Origin of the sequence: Selenomonas ruminantium subsp. ruminantium ATCC 12561 (assembly GCF_000424065.1) — a bacterium.
GTDB lineage: Bacteria > Bacillota > Negativicutes > Selenomonadales > Selenomonadaceae > Selenomonas_A > Selenomonas_A ruminantium.
The window spans coordinates 1-25,416 of the sequence record NZ_AUJE01000036.1; the positions used below are offsets into that span (position 1 = coordinate 1).

The following is a 25,416-nucleotide window of genomic DNA, read 5'->3' on the forward strand; positions in this document are numbered from 1 at the left end:
TGAGTCTTGGAACGAATTTTATATTTCTGGCAAATGTCAGTCTGACTGCCTTTACCGCTCAAATAATCTAGGACAGCCATCGTCTTTGTTTTTGGTGCATAAACTTTGTTGCCCTTGCCAGTATAAAATCCGTCAACACCTTCTGCTTTGTAGCGTTTAATCCACACTTGTACTGAGGCCAGGCTTACTCCTGCTGCTTTGCTAATCCTACCTTGAGTAATTTCTCCGCGCAGATAAGCTCGTACATATTCTACTTTTTCTTCTATTGCTACTTTCTGTTTGTTTGGCATAGAAAAATCCCCCTATGATGACAGTTTTATTTTTTACTGTCTCTCATAGGGGGAGCATATCATCGTGAGCAGTCCCCCAACAAGGCAAAATTATTTTTTAAAAAAATGGATATCATTATACGCCTGATGCTGAATATCCGATTCAAACATGCGATTCCAGGGGAAATAAACATATATTTCCTCCAGACTGGATATCGCCGGCAAATTTTCAGCTGCAAAACGGCTTATCATCTTTTGTGTACGCAAAGATACCGCTTCCCGTTTGGTATCCAGACTGCCGTACACACCATCACCTCGCAGCCAGGTCAGCTGACGGGCAATCGTGTTGCGGACATTGGCCTGATAAGCCCAGTCATCTAAATAACGCGTCAGGAGCAGCGCATCCACATCCTCTTTTTTCATGTGACGTACCAGCGTACCTTCAGCAATGACGAAGCCAGAACTGTTGGTCGGCGTGTTCCAGCCGGAGTACGCACACAGCTTAAAGAGCAGTTTACGTTTTTTGAGCTGTTCCATCAAGGCGTTGTCCGAACCATTGGCATAGGAAATATCTGCAATCCCCACAGGATACCCCTTGTCCACATATTCACTGACCAGGTCAGCAAAATACTTGCTGCCTTCCCGGTCTTCGCCATCATTGTTTCGCTCATTGGCTTCATAGGTCTTGCCATTCGGATTGGTGTTCACCATCAGCACAAAATCCGCCTGAGCAGGATTCGATACCGCCGTTCCACCAACCGCAGTAATCGCGTCACCGATGGAAATGCTGATTTTTTCGTCCGAATAAGCCGGTACCGTATTCGGCCCACGGCCCCAATTATACCGGGTATAGACCGAAGGCACTTCCCGGCGCAGCGTATTTACCGAGCGAGCCATGAGCAGCATGGCCATCTCGTCAATTCCTGCCATCGTCTGAAAGCGGGTCTTGCCTAAATCCTTGCCGGCTTCCGACAGATGACGGCTTTCCATATGCGTCTGACAATAAGGTGCATTGTCATCGCGGCCTAAAACCAAATAATCAAAGACATTCTTACGCGTAAGCTTAATAAGTTCTTCGTTGACCGCAAAATTCTTTTCCCGTCGTCCCAGCCAGTCATTCAAATCCCGTTTGGGAATAAGTTCCCGCAGAAACGCTTTTTCCTTAGTCTCCCGACGACTTAATCCTTCTACTTCCTCTTTGTCCGTTAAAACGGTATAGCGGAAGATATCGCCGCCGTAGCTGCGATAATACTTCGGTTCCTCGTGGCCAGAGGCCATACCACTGCGTGGGGTACGCATGATGGAGCCAAATACATAGAGCGGCAGTTTCGGATTTTCCTGCCGGAACTGTTGGAAGCGGGAAACCCGCTCGATTACCTCGCCCCGCTTGTAATTATGTTTGCGTGAGCCCACCAAACTGCCATACACCAGCGAGTCGGAAGAAATTACCGCGGCCTTTGCTTCCAGAGCATTGGCATGCAGCCATTCCCAAAGTGCATCCGGATTGCCCAGATTCTCCCGGTTTCCTAACATATCGTCCGGCGGTACGACCACCTCATAGCCAAGTTTTTTCACGACCTCTGCGGTTTGTTTATCCGAAATAGGCCGATTATCATGGGGGATAAACAAAATCTTATCCGGCTTCACTTCCTTATGGCGCGCTAAACCAGCAGGCATAAACATGACCATCGCCAATAGCATGGCTAAACAAGCCGCCCCCCGCTTGTACAAGCTGTACAAAAAATCTCTCCCTTCTCAACGGTTTTTTCATCCGTCATTTATTTTTCTGTGGCAAAAGGTTCTTCAAATCATCTTTTACATCATCGGGTATATTCAGCTTCGTCTGAAACATGATGCCCCCCTCTTTGGGTATGGCTTTTTCAATCTCAATCATATCGAGCAGACGATGGCCATGGAACATGGTCTTACCAAATTCCGAATCTGCCAAAACCTTGCTGTAATCAATATGCACGGTATTGTGCTTTATCTCTACCGGCAGGTTTTCTGGCATAGGCAAGTGTCCCACCATGCGCTGTGCCATAGCTAGGGACACCCGGGAAAAGACCCAGGACATCAAACCGTGATTGGGAATATTTCGTTCTCGCACACGGTAGACCATATAGGATTTATCCCCTTCATGGACAAATTCCTTCACTTCCCCGGATAATTCCACCTTGCCTATTTTAGCTGTATCCACCGTTACATTCAAGCGCCCATTTTCCTTAGACTCTAAAATCACCGATTTTACCGGGCTGTCTTCTTTGATACTTTGTGCAATCGCATCATTGAGCATTTTATCCGAAACAAAGAGATTACCCTGGCTGATTTCGGCCAGGGTTTCTCTGTCCCAGGTATCGCGGATAACACGCAAGGCCGGGCCATAGTCAGCAACTTTTTCCTGTACCTTGGCCCAGTCTATATTTTGCAGCTGCTCTTGCCAATTCGCTGGCAAATCAATCACTTTTTACCCCCCTTTTCCGCTTTGCCCTGGTCCTCACGAACATTCTGCCACAAGTCACGAGAGCGTTTATAAAGCTGAATGTCCCGGTCACGCAGGCTCTGGTCACCAATTAGTCGTGACAAATACTGTGTAGATTTTTCATAATCCTTCAAGCGGTAGTAAATCGCTCCAATCAGATAAAGCGCAGTATCATCACTCATGCCATTCTGCGGATAACGTTCCTTCATCAACGACAAATCGTACATTTCTGCCGCTTTATGCATCATTTCAAGCTCTTTTTCCTGTTCGCCGGAATAACGATATATCCAGGCAAGCCCCAGGTATAATCCTGCTTGTTTTGCCAGCGACTGGTCGGTCATTTCCGCAAAGAAAACAGCAAGTTTATACGCCGCTACGGCATCGGGAACGCCCCGTTCCTCGACAAACTGCATATTTAATTTGCGGCTATCCAGGAATTCCTTCAATTTTCGCTTATGGATTACGGACATAGAGCCTAGAAAAGTCTTCTCATCAGCTGCATAACCACAATTCTCGCAGAACCATATTTTATATAAATACGGATTAAAATTCTTGTAATGGACACAAAAATCCTCGTCCGTGCTATCCACAATAAGTTTTGACTTGGTTTTCACTACCCGGGTGGATTCGCCGCAAACAGGACACGGCTTTTCAACGGTAAACGTAAATTCTCCCATCGCTGTTCCTCCCTCGCATCTATGCTAACATGCAATTATTAGATTTTGCTAAAAAAAACGCTTTATTTGCCGATATGTGATAGTATTATATCATTTTCCTTCTTAAAAATAAACGATTAATATTTTTCCTCTGCAACCGGCACCGCAATGCGGGTAAGGAAGTCCTGAGGATTTGCCGTACTCATATCTTCAATAAGGCTTTCTTCATAGGCAAAGTCTGCCGGCCGCAAATGATGTGCCTGCATATACGACCGCAGACGAGAATAGGCCGCCCCAGTAGCCATGTAATCTCCGGCAAAGTATGTGACAATATACCTGCCGGCAGAACGCTGACGGCGATAATCCTTTGAAAGCTTCCGCCAAGGCTTATCCGTGGGGACAAATAAGTAACTGACTACCTGCTCATTTCCCGGTTTCATGAAGTCCTCCGGGGAAACCATCGCCCCAAAAGTGTAACCGGTAAGACTCTCCCCTTCCAGTGCATCTCTCAAGTACATCGCAAAATGGCGTTCCACAGCCTCCCAATCCTCACGCAGATAAAGCTGGCGCAAATTTTCCGAAACCAGTAAGCGCTGTTGCGGAAACACGCACTCTTCTACCGTATTAATCTGAACTTTTTGCGCCTGCGACAAAATCTTTCGCTGATTGGCCACAATCTGCTGCATACGCTTTAGTTTAGCCATTTCTTCTTTCAGCCATGCTTCCTGCTCAGTCAGCAGCCGCGCAAATTTTTCCGGTGTACGTCCCTGCATATATTCCTTGATTTCCGACAAATCCAATCCCATATCACGAAACATGCGAATCATATAGAAAGGATAAAACTGCCGGGAAGAATATACCCGGTAACCATTCGGCTCTACACTATCCGGACTGAAGATGCCCTCATGATCATAATAATGCAGCGTGCGCTTGTTTACACCGGTCATGCGGGCAAATTCCCCCACATGGAAGGTCATGTGACGTGCCATGAAAAATCCCCCTTGACATTACAGCTACTGTATCCTTTATGCTTAATATACAGTATAAAAATCAAGTGTTCAAGAAAATTATGTTTAACGAAAGGAAAATTTTTATGCGTAAGAACACCCATAATCCACTATCTTATCACCACAGTATGTGGTCACTGTTGATGTTTGCGACCCCGTCCATCGGCATGATGATTGTGATTTCACTCTACACCGTAACCGATGGCATCTTTATCGGGCGCTTCGTCGGCAGTGACGCACTTGCCGCATCCAACATCGTCTATCCGGCATTCAATCTCGTATTGGGGCTGGCCATTATGCTCGCCTCCGGCGGTTCGGCACTAGTTGCCAAAACCTTGGGCGAGGACAATCGCGAGCTTGCCCATAGACGGTTCACCCTGATTACCATCAGCGGCGTGGTTATAAGCACCTTTTTAGCCTTTGTACTCTGGCTCTTTATGGAGCCGCTGCTCGCGTTCCTTGGTGCCAGTCCCACGCTCTATGAAGAATGCGTAAACTATATCGTGACCCTGCTGCCCTTTTTCCCGGCAGCAGCCCTGATGCTGATTTTTAACGCTTTCTTTATCGCCGATGGCCGTCCTATTCAGGGCTTTCTGGTTTCGCTGGTATCGGGTATCTTAAATGCTGTCCTTGACTACCTCTTTATGGCAAAGATGGGCATGGGTATTGCCGGTGCAGCGTTAGGCACCGGCCTTGGCGAAACAGCTGCTGCCCTTATCGGCCTGCATTACTTCGCCTGCCGCAGCCGCCTTATCGGCTTTAGAAAGCCGGACATGGAATGGCGGGCTTTGGGGCAGGCCATGTACAACGGCTCTTCGGAACTCGTTACCGAACTTTCCATCGGCGTGACCACGTTCCTCTTTAACGTCATTACCTTTGCCTGGGCAGGCGAAGACGGCGTAGCTGCTATCTCCGTTATCCTCTATGCTGAAATGCTCCTGACCTCCGTTCTCGTCGGTTTTTCCAATGGCATTGCGCCCCTTTTCTCCTACCAGTTCGGAGCCAAAAATTACCGCGAGCTGCTGCGGCTGATGAAACTTGCCCTGCTGGGCATTGCGCTGTTCTCCCTTACGGCGTTTATCTGTTCCCGTGTGCTCGCCGAGCCGCTCATTCATCTGTTCCTGCCGGACGGCGGTTCCGCCTACAGCATTACCGTAAATGGTTTCCTGCTCTTTGGCTTCAGCTTCCTGCTGTCGGGCTTTAACCTCTTTACCTCCGGATTCTTTACCGCGATATCCGACGGCAAAACCTCGGCTATTGCCTCCTTCGCCCGCAACCTTGCCGGGATTGTCATTTTCCTGCTGTTGCTGCCAAAACTCATTGGCTTTAGCGGCGTATGGCTGGCCGTGCCGGCAGCTGACCTTGCTGCTGTTCTGCTTTCAGCATTCCTGCTCTACGAGCAGCGGCGCAGCTTTTTGGGGCTCTATCAGGAACGCCGCTTGCAACGCAGCAAATACCGCCATATTCCCCAGACTGCCAACTTAAAATAATTTTTTCAAAAAAAGTGTTGACAAACAGGAAAAAAAACCGTATAATTTATTTCTGTTGACAGACGTCACACAGGGGTATCGCCAAGTTGGTAAGGCACGGGTCTCTGAATCCCGCATGCGTTGGTTCGAGTCCAGCTACCCCTGCCATTTAAAAATTCAAGGAGCCGTGAAACGGCTCCTTTTTTGTATCTAATCATACTTATCATTTTTTAGCATCTATGTTAGTATAATATTGAGGTGAATATTATGCTATACAGTTTAGAAAATGACCAATTATGCGTGCAGGTGCGCAGCTATGGTGCAGAATTACGCTCCATCAAGGAACGCGCCGATGAAACCGAATATCTTTGGGACGGCAATCCTACCTGGTGGAAATACAGTTCCCCGGTACTTTTCCCCATTGTCGGCAAACTTCAGGATGGAAAATATCGTGTAGATGGCCAGGAATATGAACTGCCCGGACATGGGTTCGGACGTATCTCCGAATACGAACTGGTCAAAAAAGAGCAGGACTATATCGAGTTTGCGCTGAAATGGTCCGAAGATACCTTAAAAGTTTATCCATGGAAATTCCAACTGAACATTGCCTATGCCTTAAAGGATAATGAAGTGGAAGTCATTTGGAAAGTCCAGAACCTCGATGACAAGGAAATGATCTATTCCATCGGCGCCCATACAGCCTTCCGCTGCCCGTTGGTACAGGGCGAGGAATTCAGCGATTACTATCTGTCCTTTAATCAGACTGAAGACAATCTGAACATGCCGCTCAACGACAAGGGGCAATTTCTGACCACGCCGGGGCAGGCACATCTCCAAGGCCAGACTCTGGATTTGAACTACGAAATGTTTAAGGGCGATGCTTTGGCCTACAAGGCATTGAAATCAGATGAAGTAACCATCTGCTCACACAAGAGCGCCAAGAAGGTTACGATGTCTGCCAAAGACTATCCCTTCTGGGGCTTTTGGACGCCCGCACAGGGCGGCGCGCCCTTCCTTTGTCTCGAACCCTGGCAGGGCCATGCAGACTACGAGGGCTTCAGCGGCGAATTCAAAGACCGTGAAGGCAGCCTGACCATTGCTGCAGGCGAAACACAGAGTTTCCATTACACCATCAAAATCGGCTGATTTTAAGCACAAAAAGACAGGTTACCCGCTATTTCATTGCCAATAGCGGATAACCTGTCTTTATTTTATTCCAATGCCTGTTTTTCCTGCTTGCGCTTACGATACCGCAGGTACATCACGGCGATAATCACGGCACATACACCGACAAAAATCAGGCTGGCCTGATGGCCGACCTTCAGCATAACTTCCCAGCTCTTGCCCAACATCATACCGGCAAAGAGAATGAGTGCCGTCCAAGGCAGCGAGCCAAGGAACGTCAGCGTCAGGAATTTTTTCATATCCACATGGGCAAAGCCCGCCGGCAGGGAAATGAAGGTTCTGACCACCGGCAGCATACGGCTGAAGAATACCGCCTTGAGGCCATATTTATCAAACCAGTTCTGCGCAATATCCACATGAGATTTTTTGACGAAGAAATAATGTCCGTACTTGTCCACAAACGTACGGCCGCCGTAGTGGCCCACGGCATAAGCAAAGATGGAACCGGCCATGCCGCCCACCATACCGGCAATCAGCGCACCGGTGAAGGTCATCTGGTCAGCAAAAATCAAATAACCGGCAAAGCCCAAAATGAGCTCGCTCGGAATGGGAATGCAGGCATTTTCTGCCGCCATCAGGATGGCTACTGCCACATATCCCCAGGATGCGATAAACTCCAAAAAAATCGATGAAAACTGTTCCATTCAAAATTCCTTTCTGATTTCTGTTAAAACATATCCTTTTTCCACAGGGCATAAGCTCCCGTTATACTGATGCCAAAGGCTATCATCATAATGTAGAAAAAGCCGTGGCTGTCATCGGTAAACGGCACCGGCACATTCATGCCGAAGAAGCTGGATACCACTGTGGGAATAGCGATGATAATCGTCATTGCCGCCAGGAACTTCATCACGAGGTTCTGGTTATTGGCAATAATGGACGTAAAGGTATCGGCCATACGGGCGAGAATCTTACTGTACATCTCCACCATTTCCTTGGCCTGCTTGTTCTCGATAATAACATCTTCCAGCAAATCCTCATCTTCCTCATACGCCTTGAGAATCGGCGTGAGGGCCGGATTATTGCGCATGCGCAAGAGCTTATCAAGCACCGCACCATTAGAACGGATAGCCGCGTTAAAATACGTCAGGCCTTTCTGCAGCTCCAACAGGCGCAGGATTTCGCTGTTCTTCATATCATGGCGCAACTGGTTTTCAATATCGTCGGAAAGCTTGCTAATCTGACGCAGATAGCGCAGATAGAAGGTCGCCGACTTGTACAAAATCTGGAACAAAAAGCGGGTTTTCTTGTAGGTACGGAAAAGCTTTGCCGTACGCTCATTGAACTCTGCCATAACCGGCGTTTCTTCCAGACAAACCGTGATGATATAGTCTTCGCTGACAATAATGGCCAAAGGCAGGGCATCGTAGCTGTCCTCGCCCCGGTTCACGGCTACGTTAGTCAGAACCATGACGGAATCATCCTCAATATCCGTATGGGAACGCTCCTCATCATCGAGTGCGGAACGCAAAAAGTCCGGGTCAACCTCAGTGAGATTGCTGACCACTTTCAGCTCATAAGGCGTAGGGTCAACAATATTTATCCAGGCCCCCTTCTCCAGGGTCTTAAGCGTCAACTCCTGCAAAGGGCCGCTTTCCAAGGATTTGTAAATCTTTAGCATGGATATCTCCTCTCTATATGGAGAGCACCATGCCCATTATCTTATGCTGCCAGGATAATGGTGCTGACGCTCCCTATTGTAAATGTGCATCGCTTTGGTTTTACCGTATCAGGGTGATCGTCCATTATCCTCACCAGCCTTTCTGTCGAAATTTTTTCCGCCTACAATTATAAACCTTGCAGCTCCCACTTGTCTACAATAATTTCGCACAAATAGAAGCGGAAAAAGCCTGCTGTCGGGCTTTTTCCGGTTCCGTATTTCTATGCTATTGAAGCTTACAATTTGAACTTGTTAATGGCAGCTTGCATATCCGATGCCAAATGAGCAAGGGACTGGGAAGCAGCGGCTATTTCCTCGTTGGATGCCGACTGTTCTTCTGTCGATGCCGAAATCGAGGACGTATGGTCGGCCGTCCTGCGGCTGACGCTGTCAATGGAATCTACCGCATCGACGATATTTCCCGCCCCCGAGGATACGGAATTGACCGAAGTGCTGATTTCATCAATCTGATTGCGGATGTCGTTAACCTGTCCCATAATATCCTGGAACTGTTCGCCCACATCCCGAATGGCCTTGGCCCCCAGCTGGACTTCCGTCTTGCCTTCTTCCATAGCGGATACCGCATGGGCAGTATCCTTCTGAATGGTCAAAATGCGTTCCTTAATCTGCTCTGCCGATTCCTGAGATTCAGCAGCCAGCTTGCGCACTTCGTCCGCTACGACAGCAAAGCCCCGGCCATGTTCACCGGCACGAGCTGCCTCGATAGCGGCATTGAGTGCCAGAAGATTGGTCTGGTCGGCAATGGAAGAAATTGCCTCCACAATCTGTCCGATTTGCTGGGAACTTTCGCCCAAAGTACGCACCACATCCGCAGAGTTCATAACACTCGTTTCGATATGGGCCATCTTGGTCGTGGCATCCTTCATGAGCATCTCACCCTGCTTGGCGGCCTCTGATGTGCTTACTGCCGCATCCGTAACCTTTTTGGTCTTTTCCGTCATGGCGGTGATGTCAATAAAGACTGCATCCACATTCTTCTTGGCACCGTCAATATCAGCCAGCTGCCGATCCATCCCATTCGATACTTCGCCGATGGTTTCTGCCACATGAACAGAGGCATCTGCCGACTGCTGCGCATTAGCCGTAAGTTCTTCAGACGCTGCCGCCACCTGTTCCGATGTAGCCGCCATCTTACTGATTAAGTCATGCAGATGTTCCTGCATGGTGTTAAATGCCCGCGTCATCGAGCCGATTTCGTCTTCAGACTCCACAGGCAACTGCGGTACGCGCAAATTGCCATCAGCCAACTGGCTGGCTTGACCTTCCAGCGCCACAATAGGTTTGGTAATCCGGGCCGCAAAGGTAAGGCACATACCCATTACAAGCAACAGGCCTACCACAATCAGCACACCATAAATGAGCCGCAAACGCTGAATCGGTGCAAATACAAAATCGGTCGGCACAGCCATGCCAATCAACCAGCCGGTAGTCGGTACCGTCGTATAGGCAAAAAGCTGTTCTGCTCCATCCGCATCCGTATAGGTGAAATAACCGCTGCCAGTCTGGAACATGCTGTCCAGTTTCTCCCCTACACCCTTGATGTCCTTTGCTTCAGACATAGGCTGTTCCTTGCCAGACGTTGCTAAAAGTTTGCCCGTCTTTTCAACAATATAGCCTATCCCCTGATTGCGATACTTGATATGCTGTACCTGTTCTTTCAGCACCGTCAAGGTAATATCGCCGCAGATGGCACCGCGGAACTGCTTGTTTTCTCCATAGAACGGAGCTACTGCCGACACAACCAAATCGCCGGTACTCTTACTGGTATATACATCCGTATAAACGGTCTTGCCGGCCTCGCGTGCCTGCGCATACCAGGGACGCTTGCGCGGGTCAGTCTTGCCCGTTTCATCCGGGCTGTTATACGGCAGGAACATGCCGTTCTCATCGCCACGGGTCATCTCCTGAATGTCCTTATCGGACGCAGCCACACTCAGGAGCATTTTCATGTCCTCATTGTCAAATTCCAGGCCGCTCTTTTCCACATCGGTCATCAAATCTGCCTGTGAAGTAACCGGCTTAGCTTTCTCACGCAGCCAGCCATCCACTAACTCTCGTTCCGTGTTGACATTGGCCACAATCTCCTCGTTTACTGCCTCCGACAGATTATCGTAAGCTGTAAAGTAGCCTGTTACCGATACAATGGTCAATATAATGCCCACTATACCTGCCAGCACAATGAACTTCTGCTTAATACCCATGTTTTCACTCCCTTACATTTTACCTCATCGTCAACCTTGATTTATACCCATTTGAAACAACTAATTCTACACACAACCTAAAATATCCTGCTGGATTTTGGTAGGATAAAATATATTTTTTCCCAAAATATCAAAATATCAAAAAAGCGCCGACCAGTCAAAAATGACCAGTCAGCGCTGATATCGCGTTTGGTGGAGATGAGGAGAATCGAACTCCTGTCCGAAATACATCCACATCACAAGGCATTATCGCAATAGCTGGAGTATGCCAGCATCATAGAAGCGCAACTCTGGGATTCAGAGTTCCCCACCACCTTGTTTTGCGAAAACAAGGAAAACTGCTGCGCTTATTTGAAACCCTCAGCCCTGCCCGCAGCTAGTGATACCGAGGGGGCTGCTAAGCCGAAGCTTAGGCAGCGTATGCGTAATCGAATTCGTCAATTACATTTAGCGGTTAAGAGTTAGGCTTCATAACCATTGGCCTGCGAACCTCGTGGCTTCAATACCCCGTCGAAACCATTACATCCCCAAATTCAATTGTATAGATAAGCATAGCATACATAGGCGATTTCTGTCAACGAAAATCTCAGCATTGACGGAAAACAACTGAAAATGATTGCTTTTTAATCAAAATATAATTCTCTTCTTAGCAGATTCCAAGAATCGGCGCGTAGGATAAGAGTCATGGAAAAAAGCCCCAAGGATGGTCTGTTACATTTTGAAAGGGGATTATCTCAATGAACAAGAAACTTTTTGCCGCAGCAGCTCTTGCCGCAACCACTTTTACCGCAGGTCTTATCGGCAATGTCGCCAATGCTAACCCAGCACCGGCTCCCAAAGCTCCTGTCATGCAACAACAGCAGGACAAGCAGGATGTAAAAGCACCGAAAGCTGAGCCGCAGAAAAATGACGTAAAAAAACAGGACAAAAATAAAACCGTCAACGAAAAACAGCCAAAACCGCAGCAGGAAAAAGAACAGCAGCCGCCAAAGGCTCGCTAATAACTACGGGGATGTGACTATGAAATCCATGGTCACATCCCCGTTTTTTCGCGTTTAACACGCGCGTGCGTTGAATGCATTGATTTTTAACACACGCGTGTGTTAAAATATGAAATTCTCCACCGCGACTTCACGATTTACGAATTGATGGTGCTCAGCCAGCTTAAAGGGAATCAATTTCTGACCTGTCAGGAACTCTCTGCCCACACAGGCATTCCCTCCTTCTTCCTGCCACATCTTACAAAACAGGCTGTGAAGTTACGGATATTCAATCCGCAGCTTCACAGCCTGTTCATACACGTATATAATTGACTGATTATTTGTCCTGCAATGTATTATCGGCTTCCATCATCAGCCTGTCAAAATCGCTGATATAAGCCTTATCCTGCAAAACTCTGTACTGTTCAAATTCACTTTCAGCAAAAGCTTTGGCTATAGCCGCTGATACTTTGCCTTTATCATGTAGGATTTCCGCATCGTTGAACTGCAGGAAAGCATCCAGTTTATCTGCCCAATCAGCCATGGTCATCGGAATATGACGGCGGGCTTGACGGGTGGCATAATCCAGATACATTGTGACAATCTCGTTAAGTTCCTGCATCTCTTCTTTAGCCAAATAGTTTTTGGCAATCGACACATCAGCCTTTACGATTTTGCCGTCAGGGGCATTTTTCCATGATGTCAGTCCCATATGTTCCTTTTTATGGTCAGCCCTCTGCATGATAAGTTCTGCGGCGGTACTGCCATGGACAGCATAGTGCATTTTATTCTGCACCGTGGCAAAGAACTCTCGCGTTGTCTTGCTATCCAGCGTGTAATCAACCGCTGTAGCATAGATATCCGTGATTTTCTGATAGAAACGCCGCTCACTGGCACGAATCTCTTGAATCTCAGATATCAGATGGTCGAAATAATCTTCGTCAAAAATCTGACCGTTAATCAAACGATTCTTATCCAGCACATAGCCTTGCTTGGCAAAGGTGTCCAAAACTTTTGTAGCCCATTGGCGGAACTGAATAGCACGCTGAGAATTCACCTTATACCCAACAGCAATAATTGCTGACAATGAGTAGAACTTGTATTGATATGTTTTACCGTTATCTGCAACTTGTGCAATTTTTGCACAAGTTGAACCCTCATCCAATTCCCCATCTTCAAATACTTTTTTCAGATGCTTGCCAATAACACTACGGTCAACATCAAACAGTTCTCCCATTGCCTTCTGCGTCAACCATACATCATGGTCTTGCACACGCACTTCGATAGAATCCGCCCCGGCATCTTTAGTGAATACCAGAAAATCTACTGTACTGTTGCGGATGTTTGCCTTATTCTTTTTATCATTTTCCATTCGTTACTTCCCTTCTTTCACCCCAGTGCCACATCCAAGGTCATCATCAAGGTGAACCCTATAGCAAAAGTAACAACACCGATATTACTGTGTTCGCCTGCGGACATTTCGGGAATCAGTTCTTCCACCACCACATAAATCATGGCTCCGGCGGCAAACGCCAAAAGATAGGGCAGAATGGGCAGGACAAGGCTGGCGGCGGCGATGGTCAGCAGGGCGCCGATAGGTTCGACTATGCCTGAAAGCATACCACTGACAAACGCCTTATGCTTACTCATTCCTTCCGCCCGCAGGGGCAGGGAGATAATCGCCCCTTCAGGAAAGTTCTGTATGGCGATGCCGATGGACAGCGCCAAGGCACCGCTCAGCGTGATATCGGCATTGCCCGCCAGCCAGCCGGCAAAGACTACACCTACCGCCATTCCTTCAGGGATATTGTGGAGCGTTACCGCCAGCAACAGCATGATGTTTTTGGGCAGTTTGCATTTTATCCCCTCTGCCTCCTGCGCATCCATATGCAGATGCGGAATGATATGGTCAAGGGCCAGCAGGAAAAGCGTTCCTGCCCAAAAGCCAATAACCGCGGGCAAAAAGGCCAGCTTGCCCATAGCCGCACTGCCTTCCATCGCAGGAATCAACAGGCTCCAGACGGACGCGGCCACCATAACGCCGGCAGCAAAGCCGGTCAGTCCCTTTTGCACGCCTGTTTTCAATTCTTTTTTCAGTATGTAAACACAGGCGGCACCAAATGTAGTTCCCAAAAAGGGAATCAACAGCCCTTGCAATACTTCGACTGACAAGTAAACTCCTCCTTAATCGACCTTATCCATAGGAACAAAACTGCCATTCTGCAACAGGTAGAGATAGGTTTTATCCACCTTGCGCCCCAATATTGCTTCCACAGCATTTTTATACATATCCAGCTGAATCTGATACCGACGCCGGATGCGGTCAGGGTCGGTCAGTTTGTCGGTTTTATAGTCAATAAGGATAAGCTTGCCATCAGCCGTTTCCGCCAACAGGTCAATAACGCCCTGCGTGAAGACCAGTTCCGTTTCTTCCTGCACTTCGGGATAAAAGTCCTTGGCCTTCAGCATCCGGCTGAAGGGCAGTTCCCGATAGACATAGGGGGCACTCTGCACCAATCTGCCGATTTCCGATGTGAAGAATCCCTGTATGCCTTTGATATAGACCACTTTGCCTGCACCTTCCGGCAAAATGCCCTTGGCTTCCATATTGGCTACCTGCTTTTTGATTCCCTGAAAGCTGATATCGCCGGCAAAGTCAAGCCGCTGCATAACCGTATGCATGATGGTACCGCGTTCCATTGCCGAGAGCGTTTTCGCCTGTTCCTGCATAAAGCGCGGGCGCGGCCAATCGGCCTCATCGACTTTAGCCGTATCAGTTGCTGCCGGTTCTTCTGCCGGAACTGCTTCCAGTTCCTCATCTTCATTCATCACGATTAACTGCCGGGCGTTTGGCACTTCTTCATCCCAGGCATGACTTTCGGCAAAACGCCGCTTGATTTCCGTTACGGTAAGTTTGGCCGGAACATGGGCAAGGCCTCTATCTGCATACTGCCAGCCCAACATAGCCTCCACTGCCTCTTTATTCGGTGATGAGGGCATCGGCGACAGGGTGGCTGCCGCTTGCAGTAAAGCGTCCTGCTCGCGTTTTTTCTCTGTGCCATCGGTCACATCTGCCGCCGGACAGAGGTTAATCTTGACCTGCGCTTCAGGTTCCAGCTGCTTTTCTAGCCCGCCGGCGGCACTTATCCCGGCCAATTCCCATAACGGCACCGCTGCACTATGACGGCACAACGCGGCGGCTACCCAGTCGAGATAGCTGTCTGCCTTGGCAATGGCAAAATCCGGCAGTTGTGCTTCGTCACGTTCCACATAACGGCAATAGCCTTTGGCCTTTTTCTCCGTATTCTTAGCCGGCAGTACACCAGTCAGAATGAGTTTTTCTCTGGCGCGCGTCATGGCCACATAGAGGATGCGCATTTCCTCGGCCTTGGATTCAGCACGGATTTTCGCCGCCACCGATTGCCAGGGCAGGGATTTATAGATTTGCCTCCCCGTATTAGAGCGCTGGGCAAGGCGCACGCCAATGCCGAGTTCCTTGTGCAGCAGGAACGTTCCCTGCGCGTCACGCAAATTGAATTTTTTGGCCATATCGGCCACAATCACCACGGGGAATTCCAAACCTTTACTGCGATGAATGCTCATAATCCGCACGACATTTTCACTGGCGCCCAATGTACGGGCAACCGCCAAATCGGTATCCCGTTTCTGCAAATTTTCAATAAAGCGCAGGAAACGGAACAGCCCGCGGTAATTGCTCCGTTCAAATTCTGCGGCGCGGTCGGCGAGCATGCGCAGATTCGCCTGCCGCAAGAGACCGCCTTTCAGGCCGCCCACATAGTCATAATAGCCGGTTTCGCGGTATAACAGCCAGATGAGCTCCGGCACGCTATGACTGACGGCAAACTCACGCCAGCGGGCCAGTTCTTCCTGAAAAGCTGCCGTACGGGCAGCCAGCTTCTTGGGCAGTTTGCTGTCCAGCGAAAAGCTGGCCAGCAGACCGTCATACAAATCACCTGTTGCCGAAGCCAAGCGGATTTTCGTCAAATCCGTCATGGAAAAGCCGCCAATCGGCGAAGCCAGCACAGCCGCCAAGGGAATATCCTGCCGCACGTTGTCAATCACGGTTAGCAGCGCCAATATCAGGCGCACTTCCGGCGCTTCAAAATAACCGCCATCTACATCGGCATAAGCCGGAACGCTGTTTTTCCGCAGGGCTTCCAGCAGGATATTGGCCTTGCCGCTCACCGCGCGCATAAGTACAGCAATATCGCGATAAGCCAATGAACGATAAGTATTGCTGTCCTTGTCCAGAACCATATAGCCCCGCTCTATAAGACGGCCAATCCGGCGGGCAATATAGGCCGCTTCGAGCTTGAAGCCGGACAGGTCTTCGCCATCCTCCTCGGTCGCCGACTTATCTTCCTTTTCCTGTTCTTCCTGCTGAATCAAATCCAATTCCAGCGCCCCATCGGCGCCCGCAAAAGTATGTTCATGGGCCGGATAATTTGCGCCGGGATAAAGCTTACTGCGGTCATCATACTCTATTTCTGCCGCGCCTTTGGTCATAATCTGGTCAAAGACAAAGTTAATCGGCGCCAGCACCTCACTGCGGCTGCGGAAATTCTGTTTCATGGTAATCAGCAGATTTTTGTCCTCTGCCCCCGGTTCTTCGGGGAAGCTTTCGTATTTTGCCTGAAAGAGATACGGGTCGGCCAAACGGAAGCGATAAATGCTCTGCTTCACATCGCCCACGGTAAAGCGGTTGTTTTCCTGAGCAATCAGATTGAGGATGGCCTCCTGTACGCCATTGGTATCCTGATACTCATCGACCATGATGGATTTATATTTTTCCCGCAGGGCAAGGGCTATCGGCGTTGGCATAACCTCTCCTTCATTATCCGCACAAAGTATCGCCAGCGCAAAATGTTCCAAATCGTTGAAATCCAAAATATTGCGCTCTTTCTTCGCCGCCTGCAACGCCCTGCCGAAGTCGAGCGCCAAACCTGCATAGATTGCTGCAGTCTTATGGTTGAGTGCAATATCTTCCTCAATCTGTTCGGCCTGCTGATTGAGGTAAGTATCGGCAAATTTTTTCAGCGCTTTCTTTACAGCATCGCGGCGTTCATCAAACTGTTTCCGCACATCGGGATACAGATTTTTCAAATCGCCATAAACTTTGCCCCGCATGGCCAGCCAGGAAAATTTGCTCACCTGCCGGACAAGTTCATTCCATTTTTCGCCGTCAGGATTTGACTCCAGCACATTAAAGGCCTCGCGAATGGCATCAAGACCGGCTAAATCCTGCTGAATAAGCTCTCCATAGGGAACCCAGGCCGCTTTTAAGGCAGGGTCACTCCCCAAGGCCATTCCCGCGCATTCCTCATACTGACTGATAACCGCCAGCAGCCCGGCCCGCATTTCCGGCACCGCCGCTGTCAGCCAGGGCGAATCGGCAATGGTCTGTCCCGTACCTGACTGCTGGCTTTCCAGCCATTTTTCCGGAAAAGGCTGGCTTTGGGCAAAGCTATGCAGCCGTAGAATCGCCTGTTTAACTTCCTCATCGCCTTTTTCATCACCATAGTCGTCCATAAAGGAGATAAATTCCTCCCAAGCAGGCAGTTTATCCGCCTCTAAGGGGCGCTCGTATTTTTCCTCCAGCATGGTTTCCAAGGTATCACTCTTCAATAAAACAAGTTCCTGTTCACTGGCCAGACGGAATTTGGGGTCCACGTCAATCGCTTCAATATGCTGGCGGATAAGCCGCTGACAAAAGGAATGGAAGGTGCAGATATCCGCGCCGGTGAGCAGAACCCTTTGGCGTTCCAGCCGGGCAATGATGTCATGCTTGCTTGCTGCCGCTATTTCTTTTTCCAGCGCCGCTTCAATACGCTCCCGCATCTCTGCCGCTGCCGCATTGGTGAACGTTACCACGAGCAGCGCATCAACATCGAGTTCCCCTTCAATAAGCTGGCGGATAATGCGCTCCACCAGCACGCGCGTCTTGCCGGAACCTGCGGCTGCCGCCACCAGAATGTTGCGGCCACGTTCCTCAATGGCTTTCTGTTGGTCCTTGGTGTATTGCATCGGCTAAATCCTCTCTTCCAATCTTTTCTGCCATGCGGCGTTCCATTTCTTCTTCATCAAAATTTCCCACCTCATGATAGGAAAAACCCTCAATCTCCGGGTCAAAACCGCAGATTACCCGATAATTACAGTAGTTGCAGGCCGTCCGTTCCGCATTTTTATCGTAACGGCAGGGATTTATCCGAATATCCCCGTCCAGGATGGCCCGGCCGGTGTCCTTCAACATATAATCCACATAACCGAGCATGAGTTCAAACTCCTGCTGTGTGCGGATATAATGGCCCTTTAACGTGTCGCTGGTCAGTTCCCCATCTTTTTTCGTCTGCGGTTTGATGTGCTCCAAATTGGCATCAATGCTGCGGATAACCTCCATATCTGCCAGCACCCAGCCGGGCATAGTGAGTTTTTTGCGGATGGCATCGGCCATTTCTTCTGCCGTCAGCCGCTTATCCGTAGCTATGGTGGGATTATGAAGCAAAGCATATAAAATCCCCGCCGGCAGCCGTTCCTTGTCCTGTTGTTTGAGCAGTTCCTGTCCCACCAGCACATAGACCAGCAGCTGCAACTTCAAGCCGTAATAGACCTCAAAGAGATTAATCGCTGCCTGTCCAGTCTTATAGTCCAAGACGAGAAAATAAGGATTTTCCTGATGAACGTCCAGCCGGTCAATCTGCCCTTTAAGCGACAGGGAAAAGCCATTGCCCAAGGGCAGCGGGGTGAGCTGCACGCGGTCAGCGGCATGGCCGAAGCCTTCTTCAAAGTAGGCGGGCTGAAATTCCGACATAGCGGCCCAGGCGGAAAGATGGTTTACCGCCTGCAGGGCCGTTGCCTCCATGCGCCGCTTGTAATGACGGTAGTCCGGACGACTAAGCAAAATTTCACTTTGCAGGCGAGGCGCAATCTCCTCCACCAAATCATGGCAAATCTGCCCGCGCATTTCCTCCGGCACATCCTGCCAGCGGCGGTTATAATCCCGGCTCACCATTTCACCATACTCGCGGATAACTTCATGCAAAAGCTGGCCTAAGTCCATATGACGGAATTCATAAGTACGCCGTTCCGTAAGTTTCAGGCCATAGCTGGCAAAATGGGCAAAGGGACAGCGGCGGAAACTTTCAAACTGCGTGACACTGCCCCGCAAGAATTTCCCGCGCAGATAGATGGCCTGTGCCAGTTCCTTGGGAATGTTCTCCACCTTGGCCTTCGGCGACAGACCAGACAGAGCGAGCTGCAAGGGGCGCTGCATTTTGGGCTGTGCCAGCGCCCAATTGTAGACATCCCGCCAGAACTCGTCCATTTTTCGCTCATCCCGCTGGCCGCGCAGGGCACTGGCCAAACCGGACACTGCCGGTGTCGGTGCCGCTAGCTGCAACATATCATGGCGGCCCAAAGTCTCCAAGGGAATGGACAGGAACGTTAACTTGGGGAAACATTTTTGCAGCCGTGCCACTAATCCTGCCGGCTGCAGACCATTGCCCTCGGCATCGGCCAGCGCATAGGAAATCCACAGATATTCCCGCGCTTCATTAAAACCGCGATAAAGCAGGAAGCGCTCACCAAAGCTGCGTTCCTGACCGCCACGGGAAATCACCGGACGCTCCCCATTTTCTGCCGGCATTTTGGCAAAGGCATCTGCTAAATGCAGTCGGTCGGCGTCGGTAAACATGCCCTGTTCCCCGATACGGCGCGGCATAGCGCCCGCATTGGCCCCCAAAATATAAATGGCCCGCGTGCCCGCCAGACTGTTCTGGTCAAGGGAAGACACCGTGACATAATCCAGGCTGGGCGGAATCAACGAAAGGGTCACAGCATCGAGCCCATCGCCCAATACGGCAGCAAAATCGCTCAGGCTCATCTTTTCTGCTCCGCTGATTTCCACCAGCTGGTCAAAAAATTCCATGATGTCATCCCAAATCTGCCGATGTTCGGCGGCATCAGCCATCCGGCCTTCACCTTCCGCCACTTCCTGCCACTTGGCTAAGTGGGCAGGTACTTCCAAAGCAATCAGGAAATCATACAGGGCCGTCACCTGTTCGGTCACATTCCCGGCCTGCCGGATTGACTGGTCAAAAACCTGCAAGGCCTCTACAGCCTGCCGCCGCAAACCGTCAATCAGCAAAAGCCGCTGTTTGGTTTCTTCATCGGCTTCTTCCGCTTCTCCGTCTAGGGAATAGCGGCGGTGCCAGTTCCAATCCTCCACCTGCAGCCAGCGCTTGCGTCCCCGCAGGCCAAATTCCAGCACATAATTTTCCAGCTTGTCCACATCATCCCGTACCAAGGGAAAAAAGCCCGTGCGCAGGCAACGGAAGATGTTTTCATAATTCCAGCCCTTCTGCACCACTTCCAACGCGGAACGCAAGAGTTCCGCCAGCGGATGATGAATACTCTGCCGCTTGCCGTCCTGGAAGAAGGGAATGCCGTAATCCTGAAAGACCAGCGGCAAAATCCCATCATAATCTTCGGCATTGCGGATAAGCACACCGATTTCCCGATAGCGGTAATTGCGCTCCCGCACGAGCCGCAAAATATCGGCGGCTGCCGTCTCCAACTCGATACGGCGATTGGCCGCTTCCACCAGCTGCAGATTTTCCGGCGCAAACTTGGCAGCTTCCACCTGTCCAAACAGTTTTTCTTCCAGCCAGCCAAGCGCAGGATTTTGTGCACGACGATTATGCGTAAGCAAAGTGACAGGCTGCCAAAAAACCTGCCCATACGGCTCCAATTCCTGCATTAACCGGCAGATATTTTCCATCGTGCGATAGGGACGGTTAAACAGTCCCGTTTCCAGCGTATTTTCCGTCAGCTGAAAATTCACCTGCTCGTTAGGCAGCTGTTCCCCCATCATCGGCAGGGTGATGTGCACTTTGGCAGCCGTTGCCAGAATTGCCGCCAGCACATGCATTTCCTGTGGATTAAAGAATACAAAGCCGTCAATCCAGACTTCAGCCCCCTGCATAAGCTGCGCCTGCGGGATTTTCTCTGCCAAAATATGCATCAAATCTTCGGCATCGCTTTTGCGCCCTGCCATGGCCTCAGCAAATTCATCAGCCAAGGTGCTGAGTTCCCGTACCTTGCCGGAGAGCCGTTCCTGACCAGCCCCAACCATCTCCGCTGCCTGTCGCAGTTTGTCCGTCGTGAGCCGATAGCTTTTTATCTCCTTGATGGCATCGGACAAGGTTTCCGTAAAGCCCCGCTGCCGAGCCGCCCGCGCAAAGACCGTCAAATCCGTATCCTTTTGATGTTTTAAGAGCAGCTTTTGCAATAGCAGGCGGCGTCCCACATCGCTGATGCGGGGCAAATCCCCGCCAGTCTCCATAAGAATCTGCCGGGCAAAACGGCGAAAACCAAAGACATAGGCACGGAAAAAGCCCTGCCCGGTAGAGTCCATCATCGTGGCTAATTCCCGTTCTGTCTTATAGGTCATATGTTCCGGCAAAAGCAGGATAAGTGCTTTCCCTAAGGGGCGCTCAGTCATTTCCTGCTGCATGGCCGACAGGCAGGCATGGGTCTTGCCTGTCCCCGAACGGCCAATGATAAAATCAAGCTTTGCTGTCATACTGTATTCCTCAACTAGAAAAGCCTCCCTAAACAGGGAGGCCGTTTAACATATTTTACATAAAGGTAAATGGTGTGGTCACCCGGTACAATGTACGCCCGCAATCACAGACGTCCGTTTCGAGCATGACCGCCTGTCCTGTCCGGTAACGAATCAGCGGCATGGCCTCTGCCATCAAGGTTGTTACCACCAGCTCACCCATCTGATGCGGCTCCGTCACCACCTGGTCACTATGGAAAGCCACAATTTCAGGATAATAATAATCCTCCTGGATATGATAGCCCTTATGCGCTTCACATTGATAGAGCATACTGGCTGTACCCAGTTCTGCCGGTTCATACAGATTGTAGACCGTAGCATGGGTCCTGTCCGCAATATGACGCTGCATAGCATTGGTCAGCCCCTGCGGATTCATACAGATAACCCGGTTCAAAGGATAATCGGCGATGTTTTTGCCGGTAGCCTGCAACTGAATAATCAGCTGCATGATAAGCTGCGGCGTACTCACAATCGTATCCATGCTGATAAGGTCCATGAAACGCAGCCATTGCCGGTAATCCGTCCCCATGTTCACCACTGTTGCCCCGAGCATTTCCAGAGCATATTGAATGTCCATTAGGCGGCTGTCCGCCATATCCCCCTGTATAGCCACTACCGAAGTCTGATTGATTCCCGTAGCCACCAGACAGCGGGTCATCATTTCCACATTCTTCGCCACATCACCATTGGTGTAGAACTTCGTCACTTCACCGTTTTCCTGCTGCACTACGCTAAATCGCAATATCGCCGACAACGGCAGTGTAAGAAGGTCTAACGAATCAACCTGAAAGAGCTCATTAGAGGTCAGGAAAGGAAGCCTCCGGATATCCTCAAGGCTTTGTACATCCTTTGCCGACACGCCTGCCTTGGCAAACTTCTGCTGATAGTAGAGGCTCTTTTCCTCCACCCATTTCAGCTGTTTTTGCAAGCGTTCAAGCTGCAAGGCCTGCATGCTTTCCCTATCCAGTTGTTCTATCTGTTGATTCGCGTACATGATTTAACACCGACCCTTATCGTGGTTTACTGGCTTAAGTTAATGGCTTTTGATAGAAGAATGGCTGGAAACTGGTGTAACCTAATTTACGGAAGTTCAAAATAGCCTCCGTAGCGCCTACAAAGAGAATGCCACCGGGCTTGAGTGCCTTAAAGAAATTCGCATAAAGCTGGTCTTTGGCTTCTTCCGTGAAATAAATAACTACATTACGGCACAGAATCAGGTCAAACCCACTTTCAAAGGGGTCTTTGAGCAAATTATGACGCTTGAACTCAATGCAGTTTTTAATATCCTGACTGACTGCATACTTCTCACCCTCAGGCTTAAAGTATTTGGCCAGACGCTCAGGCTTCATGGCCTTGATTTCGTCCTGCGTATAAACACCTCTTTTAGCCTTGGCCAGAATTTCAATATCCAGGTCCGAAGCCAAAATGCGATGGCGGGTATTCGGCGTCATTTCCTTCATGATAATGGCCAGCGAATACGGCTCTGCACCAATGGAGCAGCCTGCACTCCAAATATTGAGCTTTGGCGAACGCTTCAGCAAATCAGGAATAACATCCGTCTCGAGCTTGCCGAACTTCTCCGGCGTACGGAAAAATTCCGACACGTTGATGGTCAGATATTCGATAAAAGCCGCAAAATCGTCTTTATCCTTAGCCGCATTATCAAAATACTCCACATAGGAATTCATGCTGGCCCTGGTCACAAGATTACCAATACGGCGTTTCATCTGCGGTTCTTTATATAGGTCAAGGTCAATTTCCGTCTTGGCCTTCAACTTTCTCTTAAACTCCGCCCAATCCTTTTCATCCATCATAATTAGTCCCTCCCAACTCTCCTCTGGCTATTTATAGCGGTAACATTTTATACTCTATATTAATTCCCCTTCCATCCACAAAATCCTGCCATTTCCTCTAAGACAGATAAAATATTTTATGCTCATTTGTATTTTATCATAAACAGAGCCTGTTGGCACTTTTTCTCCAACAGGCTTTTCACTTTTAGTCGATATCGAAGACCGTACGGCCCTCCTCTTCCTTCTGCTTGGGCAGCACGATATGCAGAATACCGTTCTCAAAAGCCACATTGACAGACTTCTTGTCAATCATGTCGATGTAGAACGTGCGTTCAAAATCACCGCTCTTGCGTTCCCTGCACAGATACCTGATGCTGGCGTCCACAGCCTCTGCCCGCTGAGCCTTGATGCGCAGATAATTGTCATCATCGTAGGACACGGTAATCTGCTCTTTATAGAAACCTGGAAGTTCTGCAAACAGCTCATAGGCCGTATCGGTCTCAATCACATCCACCTTGAAGGAGGACAGGGCGCCGCTGACTTTTCCCAGAGGATTCAGGGACTGTTCCGCCGCATAGCTTAAAACCTTCTCCAAAACATCGTAGCCCCGTTCTGCGTTTTCTTTCAGATGAAATGGTACTGCTCTAAACATAAATACCCCTCCTAGCATATACATTGCTTGTTTTGATATGTCATATTGTACTATAATATTCTGAAAATTGCAAGAGGTTACCAGATTTATCTGTGGGCAAACTTTTCCAGAATAGGACTGCAATCCTGCACCGCTTCTAAGGTACCCATATACTCACCAGCTTCATCATAGACCGCCATATACTTCACGAGAATCGGCTTGCCCATGATGTAACGCGCCACCTCCAAGGATGTGCGCTTTTTCGCCTTGAAATCCGCCACAAGATTTCTGACCACCGGCACAATATGCGGCGGATGGCATTCGGCCACATCACGCCCTAACGCAGCCAACGGACGCGGGAACACCCGGCCTTCGTTGATGAAGAACCGCAGCTTTTCCTCCGCATCGATAAAGGTCAAGTCTAAGGGCAACAGCGCCAAGATAGCGCTTAGCTGCTTGACCGTCAATTCGCCCGTGGGCAGCTGGATTTTTCCCGCTAAAATCTCCTGTTCCGTAACCTTGGCCAGTTCCGCTGCCGCCCAGCGTTCGCCAGCCTCCCATCTGGCCGGCTTTTCAACAAAAGCCATGCCCATTTCCGGGAAATCGCGATATATCCGCAGCCACTCCTCTTCCGTGAAAAAGCGCAAGCATAGCGGGAATAAAATCTGTTCTTCCTTGTACACCATCTCCCGCGCCTTTTTCGCCACAGCCGCTATACGCCCCTTGTAAATCAGCACATTGTCTGCGTCCTCCGTAACAGCCCGCGTAAGCGTACCGATTTCCTTTTTGATTTCATCATCCTCATTCCACATGACCTGTGACGGCCCCGTTACACCATATTTATAGAGCTGCGCCATCAGCAGTTCTTCCTTCTTGGCGTAATGGGCGCGTACACCGTTAAGCACCTGCAATGCCTGAATAACCACATATGAGTTTGGAGCTCCACTGCCTGCACACTCCGCCTGCAGAATATCCAGCACCTTTTCCATGCCTGCATTCTCCGCTCGCATCAGCTCAATCGGATGCCCTTCCGGCAAGGAATCTGACCGGTCAAAATGACCGGTCACAGAACAGGGAGCCGTGCTGCCTGCCGTCTCTCCATTAACTACCGAAAATCCCCGTTTCCTAAAAGCGGCAATGACAGCCTCCATAGCCACGCCCTGCATAGCCGCCGCCCGCGGAATGGTCATAATATTGCCCATAACCTGCAACGCCTCAGGGCTTATCAGCTTTCCCAGCCCCAACCCGCTCAAAATCTCCGCCACCAACGGTTCCGCTTTCACCAGCTCCGCTACCATCAAGCTAAAATCTATCGTCTTCATCCGAATAACTCCTTCATCACCAAGCCATCTTATTCTCTGCCCATAATTATACCCCTTCAACAACACAACGTCTGTTACAACCGTTACAAAATTATCCCACAAA

19 protein-coding genes, 1 tRNA gene and 1 other RNA gene are annotated in these 25,416 nt (G+C 49.7%); 4 read left to right on the forward strand and 17 right to left on the reverse strand.

Annotated elements, in window-relative coordinates; all coding sequences use genetic code 11:
* The 5 genes from G598_RS0112270 to G598_RS0112290 form a co-directional block, all read right to left on the reverse strand.
* Positions 1 to 290, reverse strand: a 290-nt coding sequence (locus G598_RS0112270) for a helix-turn-helix domain-containing protein (protein ID WP_026767209.1), incomplete at its 3' end; no start/stop codon positions are given.
* A 90-nt stretch (positions 291 to 380) separates the two neighbouring features.
* Positions 381 to 1,958, reverse strand: a complete 1,578-nt coding sequence (locus tag G598_RS0112275; protein WP_245582808.1) for a DUF4127 family protein — start codon at positions 1,956 to 1,958, stop codon at positions 381 to 383.
* An 85-nt stretch (positions 1,959 to 2,043) separates the two neighbouring features.
* On the reverse strand, positions 2,044 to 2,730 hold the full coding sequence (locus tag G598_RS0112280; RefSeq protein WP_026767211.1) for a hypothetical protein: 687 nt from the start codon (positions 2,728 to 2,730) through the stop codon (positions 2,044 to 2,046).
* Positions 2,727 to 3,425, reverse strand: a complete 699-nt coding sequence (locus tag G598_RS0112285) for a DUF2225 domain-containing protein (RefSeq protein WP_026767212.1) — start codon at positions 3,423 to 3,425, stop codon at positions 2,727 to 2,729. Before G598_RS0112285 ends, G598_RS0112280 begins: the two co-directional genes overlap by 4 nt.
* 116 nt (positions 3,426 to 3,541) lie before the next feature.
* Positions 3,542 to 4,393, reverse strand: coding sequence for a MerR family transcriptional regulator (locus G598_RS0112290; protein ID WP_026767213.1), 852 nt, complete (start codon positions 4,391 to 4,393; stop codon positions 3,542 to 3,544).
* A 104-nt stretch (positions 4,394 to 4,497) separates the two neighbouring features.
* Between G598_RS0112290 and G598_RS17925 the strand changes: the two genes are divergently transcribed.
* The 3 genes from G598_RS17925 (at position 4,498) to G598_RS0112305 (ending at position 7,026) form a co-directional block, all read left to right on the forward strand.
* Complete coding sequence (locus tag G598_RS17925; protein WP_037364246.1) at positions 4,498 to 5,901, forward strand: MATE family efflux transporter; 1,404 nt, start codon at positions 4,498 to 4,500, stop codon at positions 5,899 to 5,901.
* Positions 5,902 to 5,972: 71 nt separating this feature from the next.
* Positions 5,973 to 6,048 (forward strand) — tRNA-Gln (locus G598_RS0112300).
* A gap of 99 nt (positions 6,049 to 6,147) precedes the next feature.
* The gene (locus tag G598_RS0112305) at positions 6,148 to 7,026 is read left to right on the forward strand and encodes an aldose 1-epimerase family protein (protein WP_037364249.1); all 879 of its coding nucleotides are present in this window, start codon (positions 6,148 to 6,150) and stop codon (positions 7,024 to 7,026) included.
* 65 nt (positions 7,027 to 7,091) lie between these two features.
* Here the strand turns inward: G598_RS0112305 and G598_RS0112310 are convergent, their stop codons facing one another.
* The 4 genes from G598_RS0112310 to ssrA form a co-directional block, all read right to left on the reverse strand.
* Entirely contained in the window at positions 7,092 to 7,709 is a 618-nt protein-coding gene (locus tag G598_RS0112310; RefSeq protein WP_026767215.1) for a DedA family protein, read from the reverse strand.
* 23 nt (positions 7,710 to 7,732) lie between these two features.
* Positions 7,733 to 8,686, reverse strand: coding sequence for a magnesium transporter CorA family protein (locus G598_RS0112315; RefSeq protein WP_026767216.1), 954 nt, complete (start codon positions 8,684 to 8,686; stop codon positions 7,733 to 7,735).
* 275 nt (positions 8,687 to 8,961) lie between these two features.
* Complete coding sequence (locus G598_RS0112320; protein ID WP_026767217.1) at positions 8,962 to 10,947, reverse strand: methyl-accepting chemotaxis protein; 1,986 nt, start codon at positions 10,945 to 10,947, stop codon at positions 8,962 to 8,964.
* 190 nt (positions 10,948 to 11,137) lie between these two features.
* Positions 11,138 to 11,476: a transfer-messenger RNA gene (ssrA, locus tag G598_RS19065) on the reverse strand.
* 208 nt (positions 11,477 to 11,684) lie between these two features.
* Here ssrA and G598_RS0112325 point away from each other — a divergent pair.
* On the forward strand, positions 11,685 to 11,948 hold the full coding sequence (locus tag G598_RS0112325) for a hypothetical protein (protein ID WP_026767218.1): 264 nt from the start codon (positions 11,685 to 11,687) through the stop codon (positions 11,946 to 11,948).
* A 316-nt stretch (positions 11,949 to 12,264) separates the two neighbouring features.
* On the opposite strand, the gene G598_RS0112335 is transcribed toward G598_RS0112325, so the two are convergent.
* The 8 genes from G598_RS0112335 to G598_RS0112370 form a co-directional block, all read right to left on the reverse strand.
* Entirely contained in the window at positions 12,265 to 13,299 is a 1,035-nt protein-coding gene (locus G598_RS0112335) for a virulence RhuM family protein (RefSeq protein ID WP_026767219.1), read from the reverse strand.
* Between the two features lie 17 nt (positions 13,300 to 13,316).
* Positions 13,317 to 14,099 carry a ZIP family metal transporter gene (locus G598_RS0112340; RefSeq protein ID WP_026767220.1) on the reverse strand — a complete coding sequence of 261 codons (783 nt, stop codon included), beginning with the start codon at positions 14,097 to 14,099 and terminating at the stop codon, positions 13,317 to 13,319.
* Positions 14,100 to 14,111: 12 nt separating this feature from the next.
* The gene (addA, locus tag G598_RS0112345; RefSeq protein WP_026767221.1) at positions 14,112 to 17,972 is read right to left on the reverse strand and encodes a helicase-exonuclease AddAB subunit AddA; all 3,861 of its coding nucleotides are present in this window, start codon (positions 17,970 to 17,972) and stop codon (positions 14,112 to 14,114) included.
* Positions 17,938 to 21,528 (reverse strand): helicase-exonuclease AddAB subunit AddB, encoded by a 3,591-nt coding sequence (gene addB / locus G598_RS0112350; RefSeq protein WP_026767222.1) that lies wholly within the window; start codon positions 21,526 to 21,528, stop codon positions 17,938 to 17,940. Before addB ends, addA begins: the two co-directional genes overlap by 35 nt.
* Before the next feature lie 55 nt (positions 21,529 to 21,583).
* Positions 21,584 to 22,561, reverse strand: coding sequence for a phenylacetate--CoA ligase family protein (locus G598_RS0112355; protein WP_026767223.1), 978 nt, complete (start codon positions 22,559 to 22,561; stop codon positions 21,584 to 21,586).
* A gap of 34 nt (positions 22,562 to 22,595) precedes the next feature.
* A complete protein-coding gene (locus tag G598_RS0112360) occupies positions 22,596 to 23,381 on the reverse strand; it encodes a CheR family methyltransferase (protein ID WP_026767224.1) in 786 nt (261 codons plus the stop codon).
* 184 nt (positions 23,382 to 23,565) lie between these two features.
* Positions 23,566 to 24,012, reverse strand: a complete 447-nt coding sequence (locus tag G598_RS0112365) for an Hsp20 family protein (protein ID WP_026767225.1) — start codon at positions 24,010 to 24,012, stop codon at positions 23,566 to 23,568.
* Between the two features lie 86 nt (positions 24,013 to 24,098).
* A complete protein-coding gene (locus tag G598_RS0112370; protein WP_037364253.1) occupies positions 24,099 to 25,313 on the reverse strand; it encodes a PAS domain-containing protein in 1,215 nt (404 codons plus the stop codon).
* Positions 25,314 to 25,416 lie beyond the last annotated feature (103 nt).

Bases quoted from the DNA above. Each gene is read 5' to 3' on its own strand.
- G598_RS0112275 (WP_245582808.1), bottom strand. From the start codon at position 1,958: ATGGTCATGTTTATGCCTGCTGGTTTAGCGCGCCATAAGGAAGTGAAG.
- G598_RS0112285 (WP_026767212.1), bottom strand. From the start codon at position 3,425: ATGGGAGAATTTACGTTTACCGTTGAAAAGCCGTGTCCTGTTTGCGGC.
- G598_RS0112290 (WP_026767213.1), bottom strand. From the start codon at position 4,393: ATGGCACGTCACATGACCTTCCATGTGGGGGAATTTGCCCGCATGACC.
- G598_RS17925 (WP_037364246.1), top strand. From the start codon at position 4,498: ATGCGTAAGAACACCCATAATCCACTATCTTATCACCACAGTATGTGG.
- G598_RS0112305 (WP_037364249.1), top strand. From the start codon at position 6,148: ATGCTATACAGTTTAGAAAATGACCAATTATGCGTGCAGGTGCGCAGC.
- G598_RS0112310 (WP_026767215.1), bottom strand. From the start codon at position 7,709: ATGGAACAGTTTTCATCGATTTTTTTGGAGTTTATCGCATCCTGGGGA.
- G598_RS0112315 (WP_026767216.1), bottom strand. From the start codon at position 8,686: ATGCTAAAGATTTACAAATCCTTGGAAAGCGGCCCTTTGCAGGAGTTG.
- G598_RS0112320 (WP_026767217.1), bottom strand. From the start codon at position 10,947: ATGGGTATTAAGCAGAAGTTCATTGTGCTGGCAGGTATAGTGGGCATT.
- G598_RS0112325 (WP_026767218.1), top strand. From the start codon at position 11,685: ATGAACAAGAAACTTTTTGCCGCAGCAGCTCTTGCCGCAACCACTTTT.
- G598_RS0112335 (WP_026767219.1), bottom strand. From the start codon at position 13,299: ATGGAAAATGATAAAAAGAATAAGGCAAACATCCGCAACAGTACAGTA.
- addA (WP_026767221.1), bottom strand. From the start codon at position 17,972: ATGCAATACACCAAGGACCAACAGAAAGCCATTGAGGAACGTGGCCGC.
- addB (WP_026767222.1), bottom strand. From the start codon at position 21,528: ATGACAGCAAAGCTTGATTTTATCATTGGCCGTTCGGGGACAGGCAAG.
- G598_RS0112355 (WP_026767223.1), bottom strand. From the start codon at position 22,561: ATGTACGCGAATCAACAGATAGAACAACTGGATAGGGAAAGCATGCAG.
- G598_RS0112360 (WP_026767224.1), bottom strand. From the start codon at position 23,381: ATGATGGATGAAAAGGATTGGGCGGAGTTTAAGAGAAAGTTGAAGGCC.
- G598_RS0112365 (WP_026767225.1), bottom strand. From the start codon at position 24,012: ATGTTTAGAGCAGTACCATTTCATCTGAAAGAAAACGCAGAACGGGGC.
- G598_RS0112370 (WP_037364253.1), bottom strand. From the start codon at position 25,313: ATGAAGACGATAGATTTTAGCTTGATGGTAGCGGAGCTGGTGAAAGCG.